Source organism: Clostridium mobile (assembly GCF_018918285.1).
GTDB lineage: Bacteria > Bacillota > Clostridia > Clostridiales > Clostridiaceae > Clostridium_AW > Clostridium_AW mobile.
The window spans coordinates 23,824-49,529 of sequence record NZ_JAHLQF010000004.1 but is presented as its reverse complement, the minus strand read 5'-3'; the positions used below and the strand labels follow the sequence as shown (position 1 = coordinate 49,529).

Annotated in this window: 20 protein-coding genes; 14 read left to right on the top strand and 6 right to left on the bottom strand. The window is 29.6% G+C overall.

The genetic code is table 11. The features are described 5' to 3' along the window. Positions 1 to 97 precede the first annotated feature (97 nt). Positions 98 to 2,617, top strand: coding sequence for a PIG-L family deacetylase (locus tag KQI86_RS15500; RefSeq protein WP_216440298.1), 2,520 nt, complete (start codon positions 98 to 100; stop codon positions 2,615 to 2,617). Between the two features lie 472 nt (positions 2,618 to 3,089). Here KQI86_RS15500 and KQI86_RS15495 read toward each other — a convergent pair whose 3' ends face one another. Continuing rightward, on the bottom strand, positions 3,090 to 4,025 hold the full coding sequence (locus KQI86_RS15495) for a DUF6414 family protein (protein WP_216440297.1): 936 nt from the start codon (positions 4,023 to 4,025) through the stop codon (positions 3,090 to 3,092). A gap of 195 nt (positions 4,026 to 4,220) precedes the next feature. Here KQI86_RS15495 and KQI86_RS15490 point away from each other — a divergent pair, with 195 nt between their 5' ends. Both KQI86_RS15490 and KQI86_RS15485 read left to right on the top strand, forming a co-directional pair. Continuing rightward, positions 4,221 to 4,727 carry a VanZ family protein gene (locus KQI86_RS15490; protein WP_216440296.1) on the top strand — a complete coding sequence of 169 codons (507 nt, stop codon included), beginning with the start codon at positions 4,221 to 4,223 and terminating at the stop codon, positions 4,725 to 4,727. Positions 4,728 to 4,912: 185 nt separating this feature from the next. Beyond that, complete coding sequence (locus KQI86_RS15485; RefSeq protein ID WP_216440295.1) at positions 4,913 to 5,842, top strand: GDSL-type esterase/lipase family protein; 930 nt, start codon at positions 4,913 to 4,915, stop codon at positions 5,840 to 5,842. 44 nt (positions 5,843 to 5,886) lie between these two features. Here KQI86_RS15485 and KQI86_RS15480 read toward each other — a convergent pair whose 3' ends face one another. Then, the gene (locus KQI86_RS15480; RefSeq protein WP_216440294.1) at positions 5,887 to 6,873 is read right to left on the bottom strand and encodes a resuscitation-promoting factor; all 987 of its coding nucleotides are present in this window, start codon (positions 6,871 to 6,873) and stop codon (positions 5,887 to 5,889) included. A 282-nt stretch (positions 6,874 to 7,155) separates the two neighbouring features. Here KQI86_RS15480 and KQI86_RS15475 point away from each other — a divergent pair, with 282 nt between their 5' ends. Next, positions 7,156 to 8,883: a phospho-sugar mutase gene (locus tag KQI86_RS15475; RefSeq protein WP_216440293.1), complete on the top strand. Its 1,728-nt coding sequence runs from the start codon at positions 7,156 to 7,158 to the stop codon at positions 8,881 to 8,883. A gap of 200 nt (positions 8,884 to 9,083) precedes the next feature. Here KQI86_RS15475 and KQI86_RS15470 read toward each other — a convergent pair whose 3' ends face one another. Continuing rightward, positions 9,084 to 10,337, bottom strand: coding sequence for a M48 family metallopeptidase (locus KQI86_RS15470; RefSeq protein ID WP_216440292.1), 1,254 nt, complete (start codon positions 10,335 to 10,337; stop codon positions 9,084 to 9,086). Positions 10,338 to 10,683: 346 nt separating this feature from the next. On the opposite strand from KQI86_RS15470, the gene KQI86_RS15465 reads away from it, so the two are divergent. Next, positions 10,684 to 12,063 (top strand): radical SAM/SPASM domain-containing protein, encoded by a 1,380-nt coding sequence (locus KQI86_RS15465; RefSeq protein WP_216440291.1) that lies wholly within the window; start codon positions 10,684 to 10,686, stop codon positions 12,061 to 12,063. A 197-nt stretch (positions 12,064 to 12,260) separates the two neighbouring features. After that, positions 12,261 to 12,701: a VanZ family protein gene (locus KQI86_RS15460; protein ID WP_216440290.1), complete on the top strand. Its 441-nt coding sequence runs from the start codon at positions 12,261 to 12,263 to the stop codon at positions 12,699 to 12,701. A gap of 65 nt (positions 12,702 to 12,766) precedes the next feature. On the opposite strand, the gene galU is transcribed toward KQI86_RS15460, so the two are convergent. Then, positions 12,767 to 13,630 (bottom strand): UTP--glucose-1-phosphate uridylyltransferase GalU, encoded by an 864-nt coding sequence (gene galU / locus KQI86_RS15455; RefSeq protein ID WP_216440289.1) that lies wholly within the window; start codon positions 13,628 to 13,630, stop codon positions 12,767 to 12,769. Positions 13,631 to 14,202: 572 nt separating this feature from the next. On the opposite strand from galU, the gene KQI86_RS15450 reads away from it, so the two are divergent. The 5 genes from KQI86_RS15450 to KQI86_RS15430 all read left to right on the top strand — a co-directional run bounded on the left by KQI86_RS15450 (position 14,203) and on the right by KQI86_RS15430 (position 22,295). Next, positions 14,203 to 16,062, top strand: coding sequence for a cell wall-binding repeat-containing protein (locus KQI86_RS15450; protein WP_216440288.1), 1,860 nt, complete (start codon positions 14,203 to 14,205; stop codon positions 16,060 to 16,062). A gap of 281 nt (positions 16,063 to 16,343) precedes the next feature. After that, positions 16,344 to 19,262, top strand: coding sequence for a DUF5050 domain-containing protein (locus KQI86_RS15445; protein WP_216440287.1), 2,919 nt, complete (start codon positions 16,344 to 16,346; stop codon positions 19,260 to 19,262). Between the two features lie 226 nt (positions 19,263 to 19,488). After that, positions 19,489 to 20,217, top strand: a complete 729-nt coding sequence (locus KQI86_RS15440; protein WP_216440286.1) for a hypothetical protein — start codon at positions 19,489 to 19,491, stop codon at positions 20,215 to 20,217. Positions 20,218 to 20,347: 130 nt separating this feature from the next. Then, positions 20,348 to 21,409 (top strand): cell wall-binding repeat-containing protein, encoded by a 1,062-nt coding sequence (locus KQI86_RS15435; RefSeq protein WP_246582853.1) that lies wholly within the window; start codon positions 20,348 to 20,350, stop codon positions 21,407 to 21,409. A gap of 43 nt (positions 21,410 to 21,452) precedes the next feature. Beyond that, complete coding sequence (locus tag KQI86_RS15430) at positions 21,453 to 22,295, top strand: SLAP domain-containing protein (protein ID WP_216440285.1); 843 nt, start codon at positions 21,453 to 21,455, stop codon at positions 22,293 to 22,295. Between the two features lie 203 nt (positions 22,296 to 22,498). Here KQI86_RS15430 and KQI86_RS15425 read toward each other — a convergent pair whose 3' ends face one another. Beyond that, positions 22,499 to 23,476, bottom strand: coding sequence for a transposase (locus KQI86_RS15425; RefSeq protein ID WP_216440284.1), 978 nt, complete (start codon positions 23,474 to 23,476; stop codon positions 22,499 to 22,501). 169 nt (positions 23,477 to 23,645) lie between these two features. Between KQI86_RS15425 and KQI86_RS15420 the strand changes: the two genes are divergently transcribed. Both KQI86_RS15420 and KQI86_RS15415 read left to right on the top strand, forming a co-directional pair. Next, complete coding sequence (locus KQI86_RS15420; RefSeq protein ID WP_216440283.1) at positions 23,646 to 24,197, top strand: manganese efflux pump MntP; 552 nt, start codon at positions 23,646 to 23,648, stop codon at positions 24,195 to 24,197. 62 nt (positions 24,198 to 24,259) lie between these two features. Continuing rightward, positions 24,260 to 24,679 carry a Fur family transcriptional regulator gene (locus tag KQI86_RS15415; protein WP_216440282.1) on the top strand — a complete coding sequence of 140 codons (420 nt, stop codon included), beginning with the start codon at positions 24,260 to 24,262 and terminating at the stop codon, positions 24,677 to 24,679. 3 nt (positions 24,680 to 24,682) lie between these two features. On the opposite strand, the gene KQI86_RS15410 is transcribed toward KQI86_RS15415, so the two are convergent. Continuing rightward, positions 24,683 to 25,027, bottom strand: coding sequence for a hypothetical protein (locus tag KQI86_RS15410; protein ID WP_216440281.1), 345 nt, complete (start codon positions 25,025 to 25,027; stop codon positions 24,683 to 24,685). Between the two features lie 166 nt (positions 25,028 to 25,193). Between KQI86_RS15410 and KQI86_RS15405 the strand changes: the two genes are divergently transcribed. Continuing rightward, the gene (locus KQI86_RS15405) at positions 25,194 to 25,586 is read left to right on the top strand and encodes a DUF6762 family protein (protein WP_216440280.1); all 393 of its coding nucleotides are present in this window, start codon (positions 25,194 to 25,196) and stop codon (positions 25,584 to 25,586) included. Positions 25,587 to 25,706 lie beyond the last annotated feature (120 nt).

Below are 25,706 nucleotides of genomic sequence, written 5' to 3'. Positions count from 1 at the left end.
ATTTGGAATATGTGGAATAATATAAAGTAGTAGTAAAGAATTAGTTAATACGATTAACTAATTACATTTATTATATTTTAAAAAAGGAGGGTATGTTATGTCAAAATCTTTTACTAAACGTTTAGCTTCTATAATTACACTAATTTTTATTGCGGGAGCAATTGTTGTTCCTAACAAAGTTGGAGCGGAACAGGTTAGAGCAGAGCGTGGGGTTGTAGAACTTTGGAAGGCTATAAAACCTCTAACTACAGTGACAAGTGTTATGAATGTTTGTGCTCATCCTGATGATGAACACAGTGCTCTTTTAGCTTATACTTCTCTTGGTTTAGGGGTAGATACCTCTATAGTAAGTGTAACTCGAGGGCAAGGGGGACAAAATGAGATTGGTTCAGAACTAGAGGATGCCCTAAGTGTTTTAAGAACTAGAGAGTATGAAGAGGCGGCTAAAATATTAGATGTAGATTTAGAGATTCTTCGTAAAGATATTGATGAACCCTTAAAGGATTTTGGTTTCTCTAAAACTTGGGAGGAAACTTTAAAAAAATGGGGAGAAGATGTGGTTTTAGAGCGTCTTGTAAGGAGCATAAGAACACATCGTCCAGATGTAATTTTCCCTGCATTTGAAAATGTAAAAAGTACCCATGGACATCACCAAGCTATAAATATTTTGACTAAGAAGGCTTATGAATTGGCACAAGATCCTACCAAATATCCGGAACATCTAAAAGAAGGTTTAATGCCTTGGAAGGCAAAGAAGTTATATGAACCTGGAAGCAAGGACAAACACACTACAGCTGTACCTGTTGGGACTTATGATAAAGTCTACGCTTCATCCTATGTTCAATTAGGAGAGGAATCACGATATATGCATAAATGTCAGGGCATGGGAAGAGATTATGAGGAAGGTCCATCTTATCGCTATTACACATTATTAAAGCCTGAGGTAAAAGGAAAGGAGAATTTTTTTGATGGCATGGCCTTTACATTTAAAGATTTAGCAGAAGAAATAAAAAAAGATAAGAATTCTAAAGGCGTGGTAGAAGCTCTTTTGAAACTTCAAAGAGATGTTGAAGATATAGAAAAGTCCTTCCCTAGCTTTGAAGCGGTTAATAAAAATATACACAAGATGATAGTAGATGTAGAATCTACAATAAAAAAAGTTAATGAGTCTTCTTTAAATAAAGAATTAAAAGGGGATCTTTTACACCGATTAAATAAGAAAGTTGACCAACTTTATAATGCTAGTAGCGTTAGTAATTCTATAGTGATAAGAGTTATTCCAGAAACTTCCGAAGTAACTAGAGGACAGACTATAAAGACTACTGTGAAGGTGTACAACGGTGGAAATCTGGATATTAAAAATTTAGGGGCAAAGTTAAATTTACCAACTGGCTGGAAGGCCAATGGGAAATCTCCTATAAAAAATACTTTAAAGAATGGTGAAACAGCTATATTTGAATTTGATGTAACCGTATCTAATAATGCAAAAACTTTTCACCCCTATGAAGAAAATATTATGAAAGCTACTGTAGAATATGAAAGCTTCGGTTCAAAATCTATTTTAAATGTTAGTTCTAAAGAGCTTTTTGCAGTATTGCCAGAGTTCTCAGTATCTCCTAATCCATCAGCAACTATATTAAATACTCTAGAACCTGAGAAGCCTATTCCTGTTACCGTGACTTTAACTAATTATACTTCTTCCTCTAATAAAGCTACAGTATATCTTGATGTGCCTAAGGGTTGGTCAGTAGAACCTAAATCCACAGTAGTTGAATTTAGTAAAAAAGGTGAAATTCAATCTGCAGATTTTACTGTAAAGCCTCCTACTAAAGTAGAGAATGGAACACATGAAATTAAAGCTAAGGCACTAAGAGGTTCCGTAGTAAGTGAAGAATCAATCCAAGTTATTGAATATCCACATATAGGTCGCACCTATTTTGTTCAGCCATCTCAAGTGAAGGTTCAGGCCTTTGATGTTAAATTTGATAAAAATTTAAAGGTAGGATATATATCTAGTGGTTTTGATGAAACTGACGAATTCCTTCGCCGTGTTGGTTTGAATGTAACAAATCTAACTAAGGAAGATTTAGAAGCAGGTAACCTATCTAATTTTGATACTATTGTAGTAGGAATTAGAGCCTATCTTGCACGACCTGACCTTGTAAAGAGCAACAATAGACTTTTAGAATATGTTAAAAATGGTGGAAATTTAGTAGTACAATATAATAAAGCTGAAGATAATTGGAAGCCAGAGTTAGCGCCCTACTCATTGACCATAGGAACACCTGTTATGAATTGGCGTGTGGTAGATGAAAACTCAAAGGTTACAATGTTAAAGCCTGAGCATAAATTTTTCAATTCTCCTAATAAAATAACAGAAAAGGATTGGGAGAATTGGATTCAGGATAGAGCTGCTTATAATCCATCTAAATGGGATAGTAAATATGTAGAGCTTATTTCAACTGGTGATCCTGGAGAAAGTGAATTTACTAGCACACTTTTAACAACTCAATATGGAAAGGGAACCTACACTTATTCATCCCTTGCTTGGTATCGTCAAATTCCTAATTTAGTACCTGGCGCCTATAGAGTTTTAATAAATCTTCTTCATAAGTAAAATATCAATATAAAAAACAAAAGAGCTAGGTATGTAGCGGAAAAGCAACTTTTTTCAAAGGAACTTTACTACGTGCTTAGCTCTCTATTTGATACAACAAACTATCTCTGTAGAAATTTACGACTGTGAAAATATATCTGTAAAATATAAAGGAACTGAGGTATATAATGGAAGGAACGCCTTTTGTGAAGTGACGTCATTATGTATCTCAGTTCTTATTTTTGATATATAAATATACTTGTGAAAATTTATAATTGTAAAATAATCTTATATAACTAAATTTAGCAAGTATCTTCGGAAAATCTAAAAGAGCTGAGTATGCAGTGAAATAGCGACTTTTTCCGGAGCGGCTTCACTACGTACTTAGCTCTATATTTGTGAAACTAAATTAAGAATTTCTAAATTTTGCTCAAATGCATAGGGCACATTACGTAGCATTTTTAAGTTGCGTACAATAAATAAGTGTTTACTGCTACACATACATAGCAAGGGGGATGACTTGAATGGCAGGGCCTTGTATTTTAGTAGTAAACTCTTTGGGCAATATGATATTATTTTTAGTTAATAAGTCTAAATATGGCTGTGATTGATTAAAAAGCTCTGTATAGTAATCACTCATGCAAGTTTTACATAATAAATCTATATAATCATTTTCATCTACAACTTTAATAACCTTGCATAAAACCTTGCAGGGACAATGAACGGTATCATACATATAGGCGTTTTTATCTGAAAAATTATTTACATTTACATTCAATACGGAGGTAAAAGAATTGCAATCCATTATCATATTTACTGTATTATTTCTATTTAAAGACGCAGATAAGTTTTTCATTTGTTTTAACATAACGGAGTAATTGTTTAAAGGTTCATCAGCATCGTTATTTTTTAATAATTTATCTAAATTTTTGCAGTCATAGCATTCAAAGATATCTATCATAGTATTTATTTGAGATAATGGAGATGTGGGAGAAATATGTCCTTCAAATTCTATAAATTCCCCAGGGTAAGTGTTATAGTCCATTATGCTATTGTTTCCTATGGATTTTAACATGCTTTTCTCTAACATAATATTTCTTAGGTCAAAAAATATTTGAAATGTAGTAAATATTTGTTTGATGCTTATTTCGTTCTTAGTGGCATCTCTAGTATCAAGAATTGCTGAAAAATCTTCGGAACAGTTTAAGGATGAATCCTTTGATACATTTTTTTCTTTATTATTATTTTTAGATTTTTTCTTTCCACTACCTTCACTGGTTTTCCATCCTTTTTGTAGTTTTAATAAATTAGCTCTGTCCTCTAAGAATCTTACTGCCCTACTTTCTATAAATCCATTTACTAATATGGAATGTAAATCTACTATTAAATTTTTATTTATATAAATAGGAGTATCAATAGATAAGCTCACCTAAAATACCTCCAAAGCATTTTTCTTACTATATGATATTCTAAAGTATTTAACTTGCTATAAAAATCAACAGAAGACAAGTAGATCTTAAACAAAGTAAAAATATTAACTTATTCTTAATAATTGTATTTTTTGTTGATAGAATAAGGCAGCTATGTCATAATTTAATATATTGAATTATAAAAGGTGATTAGTTTGAAAAAATTTTTAGCAGTAGCATTGTGCGTATTATGGATAGGATTTATATTTTATAATTCCTCTAATAATGGTGTAAAATCAAATTATCGAAGTAACAACACATTAAATATGATAAAAACTGTTTATAGAAATGCTAAAAAAATTATACAAAAAGACAAAAGTAATAAATCAGAACTTAATAATAAGGTTTTTTTAGCATCTAACAAAGCTAAGGGAGGACAAGCGTTTCAAAATTACTTAGTTAGAAGAGGGGCTCACGCTTTTGAGTACTGTGTGTTAGCCATACTAATAAGCAACGCTTTTTATCAATTTAACATTAAAGGAAAAAGAGCTTTTATTTACATAATATTTTTCTGTTTATTTACTGCAGTATTAGATGAATTTTATCAAAGCTTTGTTCCAGGTAGAACTTCCGCAGTAGGAGACATTTTACTTGACTTTACGGGAAGTATTTTTGGTACCTTTTTATTTTATATTTCTTTTTATAGAAAAAAATTAAATTAAAGTGAATTCCCTTTAAGATAGAAGTAACAAAATGTGTCTAAAATCTATTTTAAAGGGAATTTTTATGTCGAATTGTAATGGTTTTGTAAATTATCTGTAATACCCATGTAATTAGTTTGACGTTATAAAATATTATAATATATATAAAGACAAAGATTAGAGTTAGACAATGGAGATGAGCTAATATGAAAATAAGAGAAAGAAGAATTAAAAGAAGAAATAAGAGAAGGAATAAAATAATTAAAAGAACGGTTGGATTATTGGCAGTATTTATAATTGGTGTAGGTATGGGAATAGGAGCTTTTAATAAGGATAATAACAAGAAAACATCTTTAGTTTATGCTAGCCATGAAAAGTCTGAAAGCAATAGCTCAAAGGAAAATAGTAACAAGGAAAGTGACAATAAGGACAAGAGTAATGAAACAGAAGTAGATAAAGCAAAAGAAGATGAAACAAAAGATAGTAAAAGTAACCAAGCTGAAAGTGCTAAAGATAGTACAACTAATAAAGCAGTTAATGATTCGAGTAAAAATAATAATACTAAAACACCGGCTAAAACTGACACAACTAGGTCAAATAATTCTACTAATTATAAGGAGTTTTTTAAAGAAGATGTTTTCATGGGAGACTCCGTTACAGAAGCGTTATCATACTATGAATTTGTACAAGAGGAGAATGTTTATGCCAAAAAAGGAAGCCATATTAATATTATAAAAAATGAACTAAATAAAATTGAAATAGAAAATCCGAGAAATATTTATCTTTTATATGGACTTAATGATTTGGGTGCTATATCAAATCAGTGGTTTATAGATCAATACAGAGAATTAGTTCATAGCTTAAAAGCAAAGTTTCCAAATTCAAATATATATGTACAATCCATATTGCCGGTTTTACCAAAGGCTGAGGGTAGCAAAACAGGTGTTAATAATAAGAAGGTAAATGAATATAATAATATGCTTATAGAGATGGCAAAAGAGGAGAATATAAATTTTCTTAATATAGCATCTTTGTTAAATGATAGTAATAAAAATCTTTACGAACCAGATGGAATACATTTCAAAGCTGATTTTTATAAATTAATGCTAAATTATATAAGAGACAATGTAAATTAAGCAAAATAAACATCTGGAATATGAAAAACCAGATGTTTATTTTATTATTGAACTATATGTACATTTACGTATTTTAATCCCCAGTCACAAGCTTCTTTATATGTATCAAAGAAAACATCTATAAAATTTCCTTTTACTGCGGTACCTGTATCTGCTGCTATAGCATGGCCATAACCTTCAACATAGAGTTTTGTTCCTAAAGGAATAACCCTTGGATCTACGGCTATGGTACTATATCCATCGGGGTTTCTTACTGCTTTTCTACCAGATGCAGTATAGGTAGTTCCTACCCCATGAACTGCCCAATAGGCAGTAGCCTTTACTCTAAAGGAGTTCCCTTGTGAGCCATTTCCTCTAGAAGCATACATAGGTGATAAAGTACCTTGTACTACAATTTTATCCTTAGGTTTCTTAGTTACAACTTCTTTAACAACCTTTCTGGATACTTCTTTACCATTTTCATAGACTATGTTTGTAGTAATTTGTTTTTCTCCATTTTGTCCTGGCTGTAAAACCTTAGTCTTAGATTTTAATAAATTATTATCTTTTCTAACGGTAGTTTTAAAATTAACAGGAGCTGTTGATGTAACTACTTTAGTTTCAACTCTTACTACTTCTACCTCCATTCCTTCAGATAATTCTGATTCCACTCCAGGTAAAACTTTATCCTCAGGTTTTAAAGATATCTTTTCCGCATTTAACATTGAACCTATGTTATCTTCTGCAGACTTTACGTCTAGCTCCTTGCTATCTACAATAACTTTAAGGCTTACTGCCCTTTTTATGTTTATATTATCATTTTTAGCTATTTTTGAGTTTAAATCCTTGTCTATTTTATCCTTTTCATGTATTTCTATATTTGCATTTTTTAAAGCTTTATCAAAAGTACTTTGATAAGTAGTAAATTTTTTTTCTTCACCATCTATAACTACTGTAACGTTTTTTCCTGTTGAATATAGAAAGATGACTAAAATAAAGCTTATTGCAACCATAATAAATTCTGGTGCATATGTTTTTATTCTATTTTTCATCAAAGGTTTTTTAGAGTTAATTATAACCTTCATCCCCTTTCAATAGACGTATATGGAAATAATAGCGTTAAAACTAGTTTTTGTCAACAAAAAGTAAGAAAACATTGGAAGTAATAGTAAAATTTTTATTTTACAGGAAATCTATAGAGACAAAATATAAACATTTATCGATTATAAGTATATATTATTGTAAAGTGACAATGTTGATTTATATTTATAATTATGGAATAATTTACATAGAATTATACACAATGTGAAATTAAATTCTTTGGAGGGATTGTAGTGATTTATAAGGATAAATACTTTCAATGGTTAAATAATAACTATTTTGATGAGGAAACTAGAGAAGAGTTGAAAAATATTTCAGGGGATGAAAAAGAAATAGAAGATAGATTTTATAAAGATTTAGAATTTGGTACTGGGGGACTTAGGGGGATTATTGGAGCTGGTACTAATAGAATAAATATATATACTGTTCGCCGTGCTACTCAAGGATTATGCAACTATATATTAAATTATGGAGAAGAAGGAAAGGATAAGGGAGTTGCTATTGCTTATGATTCTAGATTTAAGTCTAGGGAATTTGCAGAGGAAACAGCTAAGGTTATAGCTGGTAATGGAATTAAGGTGTATTTATTTAAATCCTTACGTCCTACTCCGGAGCTATCTTTTGCCGTACGTGAAAAAAAATGTATTGCAGGGATTGTAATCACAGCTAGCCATAATCCACCTGAGTATAATGGATATAAGGTTTATTGGGAAGATGGTGGACAAATAGTATCCCATGCAAATAAAATTATAAAAGAAGTGAAGGAAATTGATAATTTTGAGGATATTAAAATAGCAAACTTTGAAGAAGCAAAGAGTTTAGGTTTAATTAAAATTTTAGGGGAAGAAATGGATGACCTCTATATTAATAGGTTAAAGGAAGAGGTTATTAATAAAGAGGTAGTCGAAAAAGTGGGGGATGAATTTAAAATTGTTTATACCCCTATTCATGGAACAGGAAATATTCCTGTAAGGAGGGTACTAACTGAAATAGGCTTTAAAAATGTTTTAGTGGTTAAAAAACAAGAGCTTCCAGACCCAAATTTCCCTACAGTAAAATATCCTAATCCCGAAGAAAAAGAAGTTTTTGAATTAGCTATAGAATTAGCAAAGAAAGAAAATGCTGACATAATTATGGGGACGGACCCTGATTCTGATAGAGTTGGAGTAGTAGTAAAAAACAATGAAGGAGAGTATACAATTTTAAATGGAAACCAAATAGGATGTCTCCTTACAGAGTACATTTTATCATCAAGTGAAAAGAAAGGAATTCTACCTGAAAATGCTGCTGTTATTAAGACTATAGTTACATCACCTATGGCAAATATTATAGGGGATAATTATGGTGTTAAGGTTATTGATGTATTGACTGGATTTAAATATATTGGGGAGATGATTCTTCAGTTTGAAAAAGATAATAGTTATAAGTATATCTTTGGATTTGAAGAAAGCTATGGTTCCTTAAAAGGAGATTATGTAAGGGATAAGGATGCAGTGAATGCTTGTATGATGATTGGAGAAATGGCTGCATATTACAAATCAAATGGATTAAGTTTATATGAAGCATTGGTAAATCTCTATGAAAAATACGGCTACTATGAAGAAAATCTACATTCTTTAACTTTAAAAGGAAAAGAAGGTTTAGAAAAAATAAATAGCATATTAAAAGATTTTAGAGAAAATACTCCTGATAGCTTTAATGGAAAAAAAGTAGTAGAGTTTAGAGATTATAAAACTAGAGAATCAATAAATATGTTAAAGGGCACTAAGAATAAGATCCACCTTCCTGAATCCGATGTACTATATTTTACTTTGGAAGATGAATCTTGGGTAGCAATACGTCCTTCAGGAACAGAACCTAAGATAAAATTCTATTTTGGAGTTAAGGGGGATTCCTTTAAGGATTCTAAGGATAAATTAAATTCATTATGTAATTGGGTTGTTAATTATGTGAGTAAATAAGTCATAAATATTTGGTAAAAAGTTAATAGAAGAAAAAGCCTATATAAACTAAGTTTTATTTGCAAAGGGTGTTTATAAAAGCGTAAAAGCAGAGCATAAAGAGATATGATATTTTTTATGCTCTACTTTTAATTTGATTTTATTTAAGTTGTATATAAACGTAAACTATTTAAACATAAATCATTTAATTGATATAGTGATTAACAATTAACATCTTTAGAAGTAGGATTTTCAAAGTTATATATGATTTTATCCATAACTTCATCCATATTTAAACCGTTTTTTTCTAATATATATTTTATCCTTCTAGCTATAGATGGATGAGTTTGTAGTTTTTCATCCAATTTATTAAATTTCATTACAGAATTGTTGAGTTTTGCAAGTTTGTAAAGAGCGCTGGCATATACCATTGGATCAATTCCCATTTCTAAAGCAAAGGCATCTGCTTGTCTTTCTTGAGTTCTGCTTATGAAATATTTTAAGAATACTAAATATCCAATCATAACTGCTGCTAGTATAAGTAGACCAAGCCAAAATGGTATTTCATAAAAATTATCTTCAAAAAGCTCCATTAAATTTCCTAATACAGGACCTAGAATAAATAAACCTAGAATAAGAGCTGTTCTTATCCATAAATGATGTTTTTTTATGTGGCCTATTTCATGGGCTAAAATACCTTTTGCTTCTTCTGTTGAGAAATTTTCTAAAAGATAGTCTGACATAAATATTTCTTTGGTTAAAAGTCCAGAAACTAAAGCATTAGCATGTTTGTTATCTTTTGTAGCCCATAGGTATAATTTAAATTTTTTAACACCTGATTTTTCTACGAAGGCTGTAAAGTCATCCTTTAGCTCCCCTTCTTCAAAGGGTTTTCCTTTTAACATGTATTTAGTGAAAAGAGGCATTATGAATGATAATAAAATGTATATTACCATTGGCGTTAATATTTTTATATATTTTTGCATCTTAGCGCTGCCTAAGTTTTTAAAGGGTTGAGTGTCTATTATAACTAACATTATTATCATAGGTATTACGGAAAATATTAAAACTCTCAAAAGGAGCTTGATATCCTCCCATTTTGTTGAAGTAGTTTTTCTCAAGGATTTATTTAAATCATGTAGTATAAGTGAATTTAAAATTAATATTATAAATAGATTAAAATATACAAAAATCAAAGCCCCTAATATTTTCAAATTACCCATCCATTCTAAATGAGGCATTATAGATAAAGTTAAAAGAAAAGCTGTTATAAGAGTGGAAATAAACTGAAGATATTTACCTAACATTTGTTGAAAATACAAGGTCTCTTCCACTGAATTAGTTTTCTTATATTTTTTCTTTGTAGCTGATTTTATAAACAATGATAATAAAATATTTATAAATATCATACCTATGTTCATAAATATTACTTGTGCTAATGACAAGTTAAATAGAAATTCAAAAAAGTCAATCATTGATGTCCCTCCTAAAATTGAAAAAATTATAGTTACCATTATATATATGTAAAGTAAATTATTTTAAATATATCACATGTGATTTATAAAGTAAAACTAGTTTTTATAGATATATAAGTGGTTTTAAAATGGAGTATAAAATTTATCTTTAATATTTAAATAAGAAAGTAATTTGAAATAAATCTAAAATATGTTAGTAAAAAGCTTATATATTATGAATAGTTTGTGAATTGTATATGGAATATGTTGATTTTGGAAGTGACAGGAATATAATGATACTAGACGATTAGTCAGTTGTTATTAAAAAGGCAATTAAAAATCATTTTTATGTCGGGAGGAATCATAAATGAGAGTTATGGAGTCCATGGAAAAGTCAGCAAAGGATGTGCTTGTAAAAAAAGCTGCAGAATTGCTCAGTAAAGACCCGGAGAAAAATGTTGACAAGGTGTTTGACATTATTAAAAGGGCTGTAAAGGATGAGGAAAACCTAAAGAAAGTTTATAATGTGGAAAAGTACTACAAAGAAATGCCTTCAGTGAACGAATATGTACAAAACATATTAAAAACTACAGATAAAAATTGCCTACAAAAACTATTTACAAATTTTTTTGCCAATGCTGTTTGGTATGGAATGCCTAAGAGGTCTAAATTACTAGAGAAAGAGGATATAAAAACTCCTTTTGTTATATTATTAAGCCCTTCAATGAGATGCAACCTTAGGTGTACTGGATGTTATGCAGCAAGTTATAGTAAAGAGGACGATATACCTTATGAAGAAGTAGATAGGATAGTTAAGGAAGCCAGAGATATTGGAATATATTACTTTGTTATACTTGGAGGAGAGCCATTCTTCAATGAATATATGCTAGATATATATGAAAAATACAATGATGTAATATTTACTCCTTTTACTAATGGAACTTTATTTGACGAAAAATTAGCAGATAAAATAAGAGATTTAGGGAACGTTCTACCTATGTTTTCATTGGAAGGATTTGAGAAAGAAACCGATGAGAGAAGAGGAAAAGGTGTATTTAAAAAAGTAATGCATGGAATGGATCTTTTAAGAGAAAGAGGAGTTTTATTTGGAGTATCTTCAGCTACAGGTAGACATAATGTAGATACAGTAACTTCAGATGAATTTATAGATATGCTGATAGAAAAAGGTGCAAAGATGAGTTGGTACTTTATATTTATGCCTGTTGGGGACGAGCCAGACTTCGATCTTATGCTAACTTCAGAGCAAAGATTAATGTTAGGAGAAAGGGTAAGAGAAATTAGAACAACGAAACCTTATTTTGTCATAGATTTTTTCAATGATGCACCTTATGTTGGAGGATGTATTGCAGGAAAATATTATTGTCATATAAATTCTCATGGAGATGTGGAGCCGTGCATATTTGCACACTTTGCTACAGATAATGTAAAAGGCAAGCCTTTATTAGATGTTTTTAAAGGTCCTTTCTTTAAGGAGATAAGAAAAATGCAACCATACAACGATAATTTATTATTGCCTTGTATGATGATCGATAATCCAGAGACCATAAGAAATTTAGTAGTAAAGACTGGTGCTAAGCCTACAGACAAAGGGGCAGAGATGATGATACATGATGAGGAGTTTAAGAAAAATTTAGATAAACTAGCTGAAGAATTTAAACCTTATGCAGAGAAGGCTTGGAAGGAAGAGTTTAATTCGACGGGCAATTATGCAATGTCTAAGGGTTAATAAAGATAATTAATTAAAAAATAATATAGATTATAGATTATAGATTATAGAGTATATTTAAAAATACTCTATTTTTTTATGATATTGATATGTTAAACTAAGTGAACTTTACGTTGTATATGATATAATTAAAAGAGTTGAATTTGTTTATATGATATCAGATGATTTATTGAAGTATTGAAGTATTGGAGTATAGAATGAATAAAATAAATTATAAAAAAATTTTAAAATATTTTTTGGTGATTGCTTGGATGATAGTAATCTATAAATTTTCCTCAGACCCTGCAGATATATCGGATGGTAAAAGTGGACTTGTAATTGAAGTATTAACTTCAATAGGTATAGATATGAATAGTATTTTTGGAGAGTTCACTAGCTTTGTAGTGAGGAAACTGGGACACTTTACTGAGTATTTTATATTGAATTTATTGTTGATAAATGCCTTAAAGCAGGACTATGAATTAAGAAAAAGCTTTAAAATGGCTTTAGGTATTTCATTTTTATATGCTTGCAGCGATGAATATCATCAAACCTTTGTACCGGGTAGGGGTGGGAAGTTTACTGATGTGTTAATAGACACTAGTGGAGCGTTGTTCGCTTTGTTATTGTATTACATAAGAGTAAAGAAGAGAAAATAAGTTAACAAATATATATTGAGAGCATACATAGAATTGTGTAAATTAAATCTATGTATGCTCTATTTTTATTTAATAATTTGAGTCAAATAATTCATAAAGTTATCTCTTAAATCTTCTCTTTTTAAAGCAAATTCTACAGTAGCTTGCAAGAAACCTAACTTGTCTCCTACATCATATCTTTTGCCTTCAAATATATAGGCATACATAGCTTCGTCTTTTATTAAAGTTTTAAGAGCATCTGTAAGTTGGATTTCTCCGTTTTTACCTGGTTTTGTATTTTCTAATATATTAAATATTTTTGGAGTTATTATGTATCTTCCTAGTATAGCGATGTCAGATGGAGCTTCCTCCATACTTGGTTTTTCGACTAAGTCTTTAACTTTGTGAACTCTATCCTCTATGTGTAATCCTTTAACTATTCCGTATTTAGAAACGTCTTCTTGGGGAACTTCTTGCACTCCAAGTATTGTAGTTTTATATTCGTCATAACAATCAATTAATTGTTTTAAGCAAGGAGTGGTGCTGTCTACTATGTCATCACCTAGCATAACTGCAAAGGGTTCATCACCAACGAAGGTTTTAGCGCAACTTATAGCATGTCCTAAACCTCTTGGCTCCTTTTGTCTTATGTAATATATATTAATCATATTAGATATATCTTTGACCATGGACAATAATTCTTCTTTATTGTGATCTTGTAACTCTTTTTCTAATTCCACAGATTTATCAAAATGGTCTTCAATAGCACGTTTGTTTCTTCCTGTGATTATAAGGATTTCCTCAATGCCTGAAGCCACAGCCTCTTCAATTATGTATTGTATTGTTGGTTTGTCAACGATAGGAAGCATTTCCTTGGGTTGCGCTTTAGTAGCAGGTAAAAATCTCGTTCCTAATCCTGCGGCAGGTATTACTGCTTTTTTTACTCTCATATAATTCATCCTCTCTAAAGTATTCTTTTAAATGTATATCTAAAATAAATTATTCTATGAAATTCCATAAAACCCTTTTAATATTAAATAATTAGAGATTTGGATTCAGGTTAATCTACATAAACAAACAAATAAATAAAAAGAACCCTTCTGTGGATTCTTTTAAATATAAGATATTAACATTGTTATACCTACTACGAAGACTACTGCAAGGATTGATAATGTCCAAGTTAACTTTTTTATATGCTTCTTTCTTGCTTCAATGGGGCTTAATTGTTGCACAAAATATCACCTCTTGTTATATATTGTAAAAAAATAATGCCTAAACAAAACTATTAAAAAAATTTTAATATTATTATAATTTAAATTATATAATTAATATAACATAATATCAATAAAAAATTAAGATAATTTGTAGATTAATTTTACTTACATGGTAATTTAGGTTAAAATAGGTTTATAAATGTAGAATAAAAGGTTATAATTTCAAAAAAAAGAGCAATAATTTATTAATTTTTTAAATTATTAAACGATAATTAATATAATATAAAATAATCAAAAGGTGATGTTTAATGACAAAGAAAAGAGTTATAGTAGTAGCGACCTTAATATTATGTCTCATTAGTAGCAAGGTATTAGCTGCTCCAAAAACCACTCGTATTTATGGAGATGATAGGTATGAAACTGCTGCAAAGGTTTGTAATACCGGATGGAAAGGCAAAAGTAATTATGCTGTAGTTGTTTCTGGAGAGAATTTTCCAGATGCGGTATCTGCTGCTCCGCTAGCTAAAAAGTATAATGCTCCTATACTTTTAACAAATAAAAATGTTTTAAATATGTATACATCAGTAGAACTTAAAAGATTAGGAGTTAAAAATGTATTTTTAGTAGGACAAAAGGGAGTTATTTCACAGAATGTAGAAGATGGTTTAAAAGCCATGGGAATTAAAACTACTAGAATTGGTGGAAAGGATAGATACGAAACTTCACTAGAAGTAGCTAAAAAGCTTGGTAAGCCAAAGCAAATTGCTATCGTAAATGGAAGCTATTTTGAAGATGCTGTATCTATGGCACCTATAGCAGCTATAAAGGGAATGCCAATTTTAATGGTTGGCAAAGACAGTGTAGACAGTAAGGTAATGAGTTACATTAATTCCAATAAGAAAGCAGAACAAATATATGTAATTGGTGGAGAAGATATTATAAGCAGGAAGGTTTTTAATAGCATACCTAATGCTAAGAGAGTCGGTAAGGGAGATAAGTATCAAAGAAATATTGATATTATAAATTACTTTAGAAATGAAATGAATATGGATAACTTATTTCTAGCTTCGGGTAGATCCTATGCTGATGCTTTAGCTGGCTCTACATTAGCAGCTTTGGATAATGGATTTATTTTATTAGGGGACAGTCCATTACCTAGTTCTACTACCAAATTTTTATCCACTGAAGTAGTAAATAATTTAACTATACTTGGAGGGCCTTCAATTATAGGTTATGACCTAGAAAGTGCCGCTAAGTATTTACCTAAGGAAGTTTCATATGTATCAGATGTCTATGACAATATATATCAAAATGATGATTACACTCCTCCTAAGTCTCTTATCGCTAGGGCGTCAGATGGATCAAAGGTGGAAGTGGATGTTAATTGGAACCTTAAAAAAGTTAATACTTCTAAGCCAGGATTATTTACTTTTTATGGTGATGTAGAGGGATATTATAGAAGAGTAGCATTAAATTTAGTTGTAAATCCAATACCTATAAAAATACCGGATGTTTACAAAACTTCCTATAGTAGATATGACTTTGTGTTACCAGAGAAAGTATTGGCAACTTTGAGCGATGGTACTTCTACTGAACTTCCAGTAGTCTGGGATTATGGAACACAGCAGAAAAATTCTCCAGGTTTATATGTGTTTAATGGTACTGTAGATAGATACAATAAGAAAGTTAAATTAACTTTACAGATAACAGATACTGGTGGAGGATATCCATCAAACATATTTGATGATACAACAATGGAAATAGTTCAAGGTGAACCTTACAAGCTTCCTAAAACTGTACTTGATAAAGTTACTAATAAAAATATGCCAGTAACTTGGAACACTAGAAGTATTGATACAAGTAAAACAGGTATAGTAAGACTTGAGGGTACGGTGAAAGATTCTCCATACAAGGCTTATATGACATTAATAGTTCTTCCAAAGATTAAGGATATTCCAGAAATACGTGTAAGGAAAGTACAGGGAGAATATTACTATCTTCCAAATCAAATATTAGCTACTACATCAGATGATAGAAATATTTGGGTTGATGTTACTTGGGACAATCCTTTCATAGATATGGGAACACCACAAACTTACTATATTAAAGGTAGGGTTAAACATTATGACAAGCCAGTATTATTAGTACTTGAAGTAGTATCAAACTAAAAATTATGCAATATAAGTAAGTTGAATAAATCTAGGCAAAGTTAGTTAAAGTTAGGGACGGTTCATGAAAATTGATGAAAAGTCTGTGATAAGAATCAGGGACAGTTCGTGAAAGTCATGAACCGTTTGTTGAAAAAAACTTAGGAAATTTAGGGACAGTTCGTGAGAATTCGGGCATTAATAAGGAATTAAAATTAAGAAAAATTAGGGTCAATTAGGGGCAGTTCATAAATTTCAATTTTAAAATATATAAATATGAATATTTGGAAAGGTGGATTTAAATGAAAAAAACAAAGGCTTTTGTGGCTTCCATAGTTTTAGCTACAATGTTGTCATCTTCTGTTTCAGCAGCACTACCTTATGGTGCTATAGTTATTGGAAATAAATCATATAGCGTAGAATATATAACTAATAACGCGAAACAATTTAATGATATTTTAAATAATTCATCCTATAAGGATCTTTATTATGTAAAGGATAGTTCAGGGACAATAACTTCACTATTCAATGGTGGTGACTTAAAGCCAGGAGATTCAGGATATGTAAGTGAGGATATTATAACTCATTATGTATCAAATGGGAAACAAGTACCATATAAAAAACAATCAAATGGAGATTATTTGGCAGATAGTAATTTAACAGTAAAGCTAGAGATAAGCAGTAAGGTTACAAAGCTTGGGAATAGTGGCTTAATGCTGATGAGTATAACTATACCAGATAAGGATAAGATGGATTTATCTCCAAGCAGTTTAAAAGGAGAGCATTTCAAAGTTATAAATAAGAACAATAGTGATTTAGTTAAAAAAATAGGTAAGATTCCCCAGGGACAAGAAGATGATTATACAATTAACTTATTGACTACAGATCCAAAGGTTAGAATTCAAATATTAACTTCAGATAAGTCACCTATAGCAACTACAGAAACTGTTGAATTAAAAGAGGGAATTACAACGGTACAATTTTTCAATTTAGAAAATTCCAATCCGGAAAATGCGTATAATGGAAAAAATGGAAATGGATTAGGAAATCTAAATAATAACGGATTGATAGCTCAAGATGGAGGGTGGAAATACTATAGCCATTCAGCAGATGGAGGCGGAATTTACAGGACTAACGATGTTATTAGCGAAAAAATCTGTGAAGATAATGCTAAATTTATAAACGTTGTTGGAGATTATATTTATTACGTTAACTATTCAGATGGTCAAAAGATTTATAAGATTAAAAAAGATGGTACAGGAAGAAGAATAGTGAGTACAGACCAGGCTTCTTATTTAACAGTTTCAGGTGAGCATATTTATTATACTTATCATTCAGGAAGAGGCGTTGGGAACATTAGAAAAGTTAGCAAAAATGCTAATAAATCAACAGGTATCAATATAACCAATGACGAGGCTGAATATTTAATTGTAAGTGGAGATATAATTTACTTTGTAAATAAAAATGAAGGAAATTCTATATATTCAGTTCATACAGATGGAACTTATAGAAGTAAAATCTCTAGCGATAGAGCAAAGTTTATAACCCTTTCAGAAGCAAAAGGTAAAATTTATTATATAACAGATTCTGGACAATTAAAGGCTATGAATAAAAGCGGATCAAATTCAGCTCCTATTTCAGTAACTAACGGAAGCACTGGAAATAATGCTATTATAACAGCTATGAATGTAACTGATAATGGAAATTACATTTATTACACAGATGCTTCAGATGGAAATAAAATATATAGAGCACCGTTAACTGATTATTTTAGAGTTACTGGAGAAAAATACTCAAATGACTATGCTAACTTTATAAATATAGTAGATGATAAGATTTATTACACTAAAGGAAATAATATGTCAATTGCTAATGAGCCACAGATTTCTCCAAATAGGGATCCTTATGGAAGAGCTATATATACATATTCATCTACTCCTTTAGCAAAACCTAAGAGAGATTTAAAAATAATATCTTATGATAAAATTGCTACCCCAAAGAAGGATGCAATAGGGGCGGATATAAATAATTTGGAAGAATATTTACCAGATAAAGTTACAGCTGTAATGAGTGATAACAGTGTAAGAGAGCTTTTGGTCAACTGGGATTTAAATCCTAAGAATAATGGCAAAGGCGGGGCAGCTAGCTACACTGGTGTTATTGTTGGATATGGTGCAAAAGTTACATTAGTGTTATCTATGGCAAGTGAGGCTATTCCTTCAGAATCTGTAAGGGTTGTAAATAATGCTGGTTTAGCAGAGGATAAGATATTTGTAAATATAGAAAAAGACGGAACACGTACACCTATACAAGCTAACTTACAAATAGGAGATGTTATAAAAGTATACAGGGATAAGAATATGACTCAGTTGCTTGGACAAGAAGTTGTATTCCCATCAATTGATGATAAACTAAATGTTACAATAATACTCAGAAAAGATAAGACATTGCCAGATGATGCAACAGCTGTATATGTAACTAGAACCTCTCAAAATATGATAGAAAGTGCACCAACAGTATGTACAATAAAACCTGAAGATGATTTAATTGGAGTGCCTGATGGTATAGACAAGAGTTTAATTAAAATAATTAAATATGGTATAATGCAAGACGGTTATACAGTAAATAGTAAAGTTAAAATTATGCCAAATACTACTTTAAAACCTGGAGATGGTGTAAATGTTTATATCAAAGATAATAACCAAAGATATGAAAGAATAGGATATGGAATAGGTACGCCAGTATATGATTCTGATATATGGGCTGACATAAAATGCGAGGCAACTATAGACCTTTCTGCTCAAAGTTTAGCAAATAGTAGCGATGGAAGATTATATATTACTAGAAGTACACAACTTGCAGAAAGTAAAGATTCTACTGGTATAGAAATACCACAAGGTATAGCATTACCATTAGAAGGATTAGATGTTATAGGAGATCCAAATGATTTAACTGTAATAGCAGAAGGATTGAATTCATTTAACGAAGAATATGACAACTATGAATATAAGTATAAAATTGTAAGAGGCGGAGTTGGAAGCAACAGAATACCAGAAGAGGAGTTGCCAGTATTAGGATCAAGCGTAGCAGATGGATGGACAACTATAGATAAAGAAAATCCTAGAATTACTGGAGAAAATTTAAGAAGTGGAGACATTGTATATGTTGTTAACACTTATAATGGTAAAGCATTTAAAGCTGGCTATGTAAATTATCGTTAATAAAGATGTACAAGCATATTTATTAAAATAATATAGTATTCATACTTTTAAATGCATGTTATAATTATTGTTGCAAAATTAAAAGCTTAATGATGTCATAAATTCAGGGACGGTTCATGAATTTGTGATAATTAATTACAGAATTAATAGGGGAAAGTTTAGAAAGGTTAAGGACAGTTCACAAACTTTCCCTCTGTTAATTTATATAAAGAAAGGAGAGTTAAACTTGAATTTAACAAAAAAAATGAAATATAGAAAACTTAGTTTGTTTTTATGCGTATTAATATTAGGGACGGTTCAGATTAATTTACCTAATGGATTAATAAATAAAAAATCAGGAGTAGTTTATGCAGCAAACAACGAAGACACAGTAAAAGAGGTGCTCAATAAAGCTACAACAGATACGAATAAAGTTTGGACTATTAAGTTTAATTCAGCGGTAGAATTTCATTCTGTAAAAGATAGAATTCAAGTAAACGAAGTTAATAACAATATTTTAGGTAGTTCTGTTTCAGTAGGTATTGAACAAAATGATAATATGTCTATAAAAATAACTCCACCATCAGGTGGTTATAAAAAAGGACAGACATATCAAATAACTATTAGAAAAGGTGCTCAAGGAAAAGATGGAAAGTTTTTAACTAAAGACAATATTATGAGATTTTCTATTCAAAGCGAAAATACAGTTATGGCAAGGGTAGAAGTATCACCAGTATTAGATATTTTTAAGGCAATAAATATAACAGCTACTACTAGAAATGATATAAGAAAGTATAAAGTAGAAGGAAATGATCATTTATTTGATATAGGTGAACCTTCATTAAACGTAATTAATGATAAGACAAGTGTTCAGATATATTTTTATGGTATTGATGGAGCTAAAATAATAGGCAGAACAACATTAAATATATCAAATAATTCTTACGATGTACCCCTAAATATTACTTCATATTAATAAGAATGTAAAAATATTACTCATGTTCATTAATTAACTATTAATATATTCTATTATGAAACTTTGTCTATATAAATTCCTATGTTATAATATAATGGATAATATGAAAATTGATGTTAGGAGGAGAATTATGATACAAAAGAAATATGGTAAAATGGCAAAAATTGCTGCAATGGGACTAATTGTATCAACTATATTGAACTCCACTAGTGTATTTGCGGCTTCAGTAAATAGAATTGGTGGACAAGATAGATTCACAACGGCAATAAGTGTTGCTGAAAGCATGTTTAGTAGCAGTGAGAATGTAGTTTTAGTAAATGGAGAAGGATATGCAGATGCTGTTAGTGCTACTCCACTTGCAAAACAGTTAAATGCGCCTATATTGTTAACTAAGAAGGATAAATTACCTAATGGTGTTTTAGAAGCGATTAAAAAGATAGGAGCTAAAAATGTTTACATAGTTGGTGGCGAAGGAGTTGTTAGCGCATCAATATTTTCTACATTAAAATCAAATAATCTTAATGTAGTTCGTCATCATAAAGCTGGTGGAAATAGATTTGATACTAATGCGGTTGTGGCAGCTGAATTAATAAAATTAACTGGAGCTAATAAAGCTATATTAGTTAATGGTCAAGATGGATATTCAGATGCTTTAAGTGTTGCATCAATTGCAGCAAAATTAGGAGTACCAGTATTAATATCTGACTCAAAGAAATTAAATCCAGCAGTTAAAAAAGTAATCGATGATAATAAATTACAGATAATGGCTGTTGGTGGAAGCGGAATATTACCAGATTCAATAATAAATTCAGTTAATGGTAATAGAATAGCTCAAGGTAAAGATAGATTTAAAACTAATTTAAGCGTTCTAGAATATTTTAAAAAGGATATTTCTTTTGATAAGGTTTATGTAGCGTCAGGTGGTAATGATAGAGTTAAGAACTTTGCAGATGCATTAGTAGCTTCAGCAGCAGCAGCTAAGGACGGTTCTCCTTTAGTTTTAAGTGGAAACATAGCTGCTCAAGAAGATATGCTTTCATATGAAATGTTTATAAAAAACAATATAAATAAAAGTTCAAACATAGTTTTAATAGGACAAACTGGCGTATTATCACAAAACGTTGAAACAAGATTAAACAAGATAGCAGAAGAAGCGTCTGAAGAAGATTTAGAAATAATTAGTATAGACTAGTGAATGTAGATATAATAGTAGTAATAGAATTGGAGGACAAATAATGAGTAATAATGGGGACGGTTCACAAAAAATCAAGGAAATGGATCCATTAAAAATCCAACTTTCATTAAATCAAGACACTCTTGATAAGATATCCGATGTTCAAAAAGATTATCTTGAAGATGAAATGAATGAAGTAATACCTCAGATAGAAGATGGACAAGTTAATGTATCAGGTGTATACATTTTTGATGATGGAGATAAATTTGAAGCAAAGATATACATAGTAAATGGTTTGAAAAAGGCAATAAATTTAGATAAAGTTCCTTTTTGCATAGTTAATTCTAAGGGAGAGCAATTAGCATATCAAATCTTTGATTTGAATGCAATGGGGGATATACCTTCTTATTCAGCTAGACCTTGGAAGATATATTTTGATAAGAAAAATGTATCTGTAGATGAAATTTCACAAGATGATTGGAAGATTGTTTTTGATGACAATATTAAAGCTGTAAGCTATGTAAATGTTGAATTGGAAGAACTTCCTGAAGGATTAGATGAGAAGGAAGCTAATACCTTTAGAGAGTTTATAAAAACTTTACCTAAATTAGAACGTAACCAAGTTAGTGTTTCAGTATTTACTATAACACAATATCAAAATGATGATTTATTGATGACTTTAATAGTTAGAAATGGAGTTAATAAGTCTGTAAAATTAGAAAAACTTCCAGTAACTATAGCGACTGCAGATGGAAAAACAGTTCTCTCAGGATCTTTTGAGCTAGAAGATTTTGAAGTTAATGCAAATAAGGCAAGAGTTTTAAGTTTAGTATTCAAAAAGGACTTGTTACAAGAGGAAGAGTTTGAGTTATCAGCTTGTAAAGTAACGTTTACTGCTAATTAAAAATTAGATAAGAATTAGGGACGGTTCATACATTATAAAAAAGTTAATAAAGGACAGCTTATAAATTAAAATAATCAAGTTTAATTTATGAGTTGTTTTTTATTATGCTGCAAAAGTTTAATTGCAGTTTATATTTATAGATTTTTATAGCTTGGACAATAATGATTTATTTGTATATATTTTTGATAATGTAATTTTAAAAATTAGCTATATTTATAATTATAATTGACAGAATGTTCTTCTAAGAAGGCATCTATTATATCATTATAATATTTGTCATTTGATATAAGAAAATATCCCTTAGTACACAACCGTGATAAAGATGAATGGGTGAAATTATTTATTATATTAGAAATTTGTTGAAAGGTATAATTACAAAAAGATCTCATTACCAAAACGATAATTGATCTGTAATTAGATATTTTTCTATTGTATTTAATGTTAAGGAGACTATTGTTCAAACTGAATTCTTTAAAAAAGAAATTAAGAACCTCTTCAGGTGTTATATCTTTAACTAGAGGTTTTATTCCACTAAGATAACAAGACGTGTCGTTAGATAAATTGTACTTTAAATTTAGTGTATCACTAAAATTTACAAGGATATCTTGAATATACTGGTCTCTATCTGTACATCTATTTTTAACATAAGAATAATATTGCTGTGCAGCTTTAAGTGGATCTTTACAATAATAATTTAATAAAAATCTACAGTTAATAATTTTGTGTCTATCCTTAGTTTTTCCAATATATATTCCAAAACTAGAATAATCATAGTTTTCAACACTTTTATTATACCCTCTTATGTCTTTAGGGTTATTATGTATATATGCTGACATTGAAGCTATCTGTTCTTCTTTTAAAGCTACAAAACTTTTAAATCTATCGATAAATACATGACCACATCTATCATATATCCTATTGTAATATTGAGCATAACTTTGATTAATTGATTTCATAAACATACTGATGTCAGCATTTTTAGGATCAATCAATAGATGAACATGCGTATTCATTAAACAGTAAGCAAATACATCGAATAAGAATATATTTTTATATTTTTTTAGTATAGCAAGAAATCTATCCTTATCATTTTTAGTTCTAAATAGATTTATTTCCTTAGGTCCACGCATTATAACATGGTATATTCCGTTATCTACTTTTACTCTAGGGGCTCTAGGCAAATTATTTCATCCTTTCTATTTATTTAAAGTATATTTTATTTTAAATTGACATTAATAATTATAGACATAATGAATATATTTAAACAATATATTTAAAGTGGTAAAATATAAAGGATAAAAATAGGGAATTGGTGTGAACCGTCCCCAATTTACATATTGGAGGTTTGTCATGACTTTTTATTCAATATTTTTAATTGGGTTAGCTTTATCATTAGATGCTTTTGGTGTGGCTTTGTGTATTGGCTTAAATAAAAACGTAAATGTTAGGTATAAAATGCTATGCTCTTTATCTTTTAGTTTTTTTCAGTTCTTGTTTTCTTTTATAGGGGCATATGCAGGTTTTCTTTTCAATACATACATTGCATCAATGCCACAGATAATTGGTGGAATTGTGATATCCATAGTAGGTGTTCTTATGATAAAAGAAGGAATGGATAATAAAGACGAGTGTGCCCTTGTGAAACCAGGGATGTGGGCAATTCTTGGAATTTCTGTAAGTATTGACGCCTTAGTTGTTGGATTTACTGCATTAAACAATATTAGCAATAAAATTTCAATGCTAAATAACACTTTGATTATTGGCTTAATTACTTTAGTAAATACAATATTGGCATTTTTTATAACTAAATATTTAAAGCGAATTGAATTAATTGGCAAGTATGCCGACTATATTGGAGGAATAATTTTGGTTTTGTTTGGTATTAAAATGATGTTTTTTTAAAAATTAGGATTAATATAGTATATTTATGATATAATAATTTATTATAAGTATAAGGTGATAATATGAGCATAGATAAGTTTTTAAGATTAAATAATATTAAGATAACCAAAGGAAGAATAAAAATAATTGAAGTATTAAAGGATTGTAGTGTTGGAGTAACAGCTGAGTATATTCATGATCAGTGTAAGAATAATGGATGCAATGTCGATTTATCTACGGTTTATAGAAACCTAGAATTGCTGAATAATAAAGGTATTGTTGATAAATTCGATATTGGAGATGGTAAATACAATTATGTAATAAATCATAATAAACATACTCATCCATTAGAATGTACTATTTGTCATAAAGAGGTTGAGATTGATTGCCCAATTCAACAATTAGAACAAATTATTAAAAATAAAACAGGATTTACCCTTGCTGAACAAGAGGTTAATATAAAGTTTAAAGGAGTCTGCAAAGATTGCCTAATTAAAGAATAACTATTAACTTTCAGGAATTTGGTATAGTTTTTTTACTTTCCAAATTCCTTTTGAGTTTTTTTCCACTAGGACATCATATTTTACCTTTTTATAAGGAGACTTTTTTTGTGGTCCAATAACTTGTACAACAGCAATTTTCCCATCAGAAAATGTTATGTGAAAGTTGTTCACGTGGTGCAGTTTATTACGATTAAATATGCCGCTTGTTACATATCTCTCTACTGAGTAAGTTATTTCTCTGCTATTTATTCGTATAATTCTTATTCTTATGAAAGCTAAAATCACTAAAATTACTATAAATATGATTAAATTATACTTATGTTTATTCTTCATTTTCTTTATTTTCATTGAAGTCACCTCATGATAAAATATTTGCAAGTATTTAATAAATTTCTATTTACTACGATAAATAAATTATGTTTAATTACATATATAATATTTAATATAAATATACAATTACATTATATACAAAAAATGGTAAAAAGTAAATCGTTTATAGGAGGGAGGAATTTAAATGGAATTTTCATCACTTATTTTAATGGAAAAAGAAAATAATATTTTTGTAAAAGAGTTAGGTAGCTATAAAGTTGATGAAGGAGCAGAATATATAACTCAATTTTTCTATGATGGGGAAAATATAAATTTATACTTCGACACAAAGGATGATGTTGAGGAATGGGAATATACTGCTATTTATGATTGTTTTAATGAGGAAATATTTAAAGAGAAGGGCTATTATATAGAATATATAGATGATAAATATAATCCAACATGGTTAATTAAATTTGACTATACAGAAGATATTGAAGAAGTGGAAAATAAATTAAGCGAAATTTGCTACCTGATTAAAAATGAAATTAATAGGGTTTTTGAAGAAATTAAGTTGAAAAAAGATGAATATTTATAAGGTGTGTATTATCTATAATTATTTTGTTAATTGAATAATAATTTTGACAGAATTATTCTAATTTTGTATTTATTTCATGAATGCACTATGTTATTATCATAGTTAGGTGACTAAACCAGT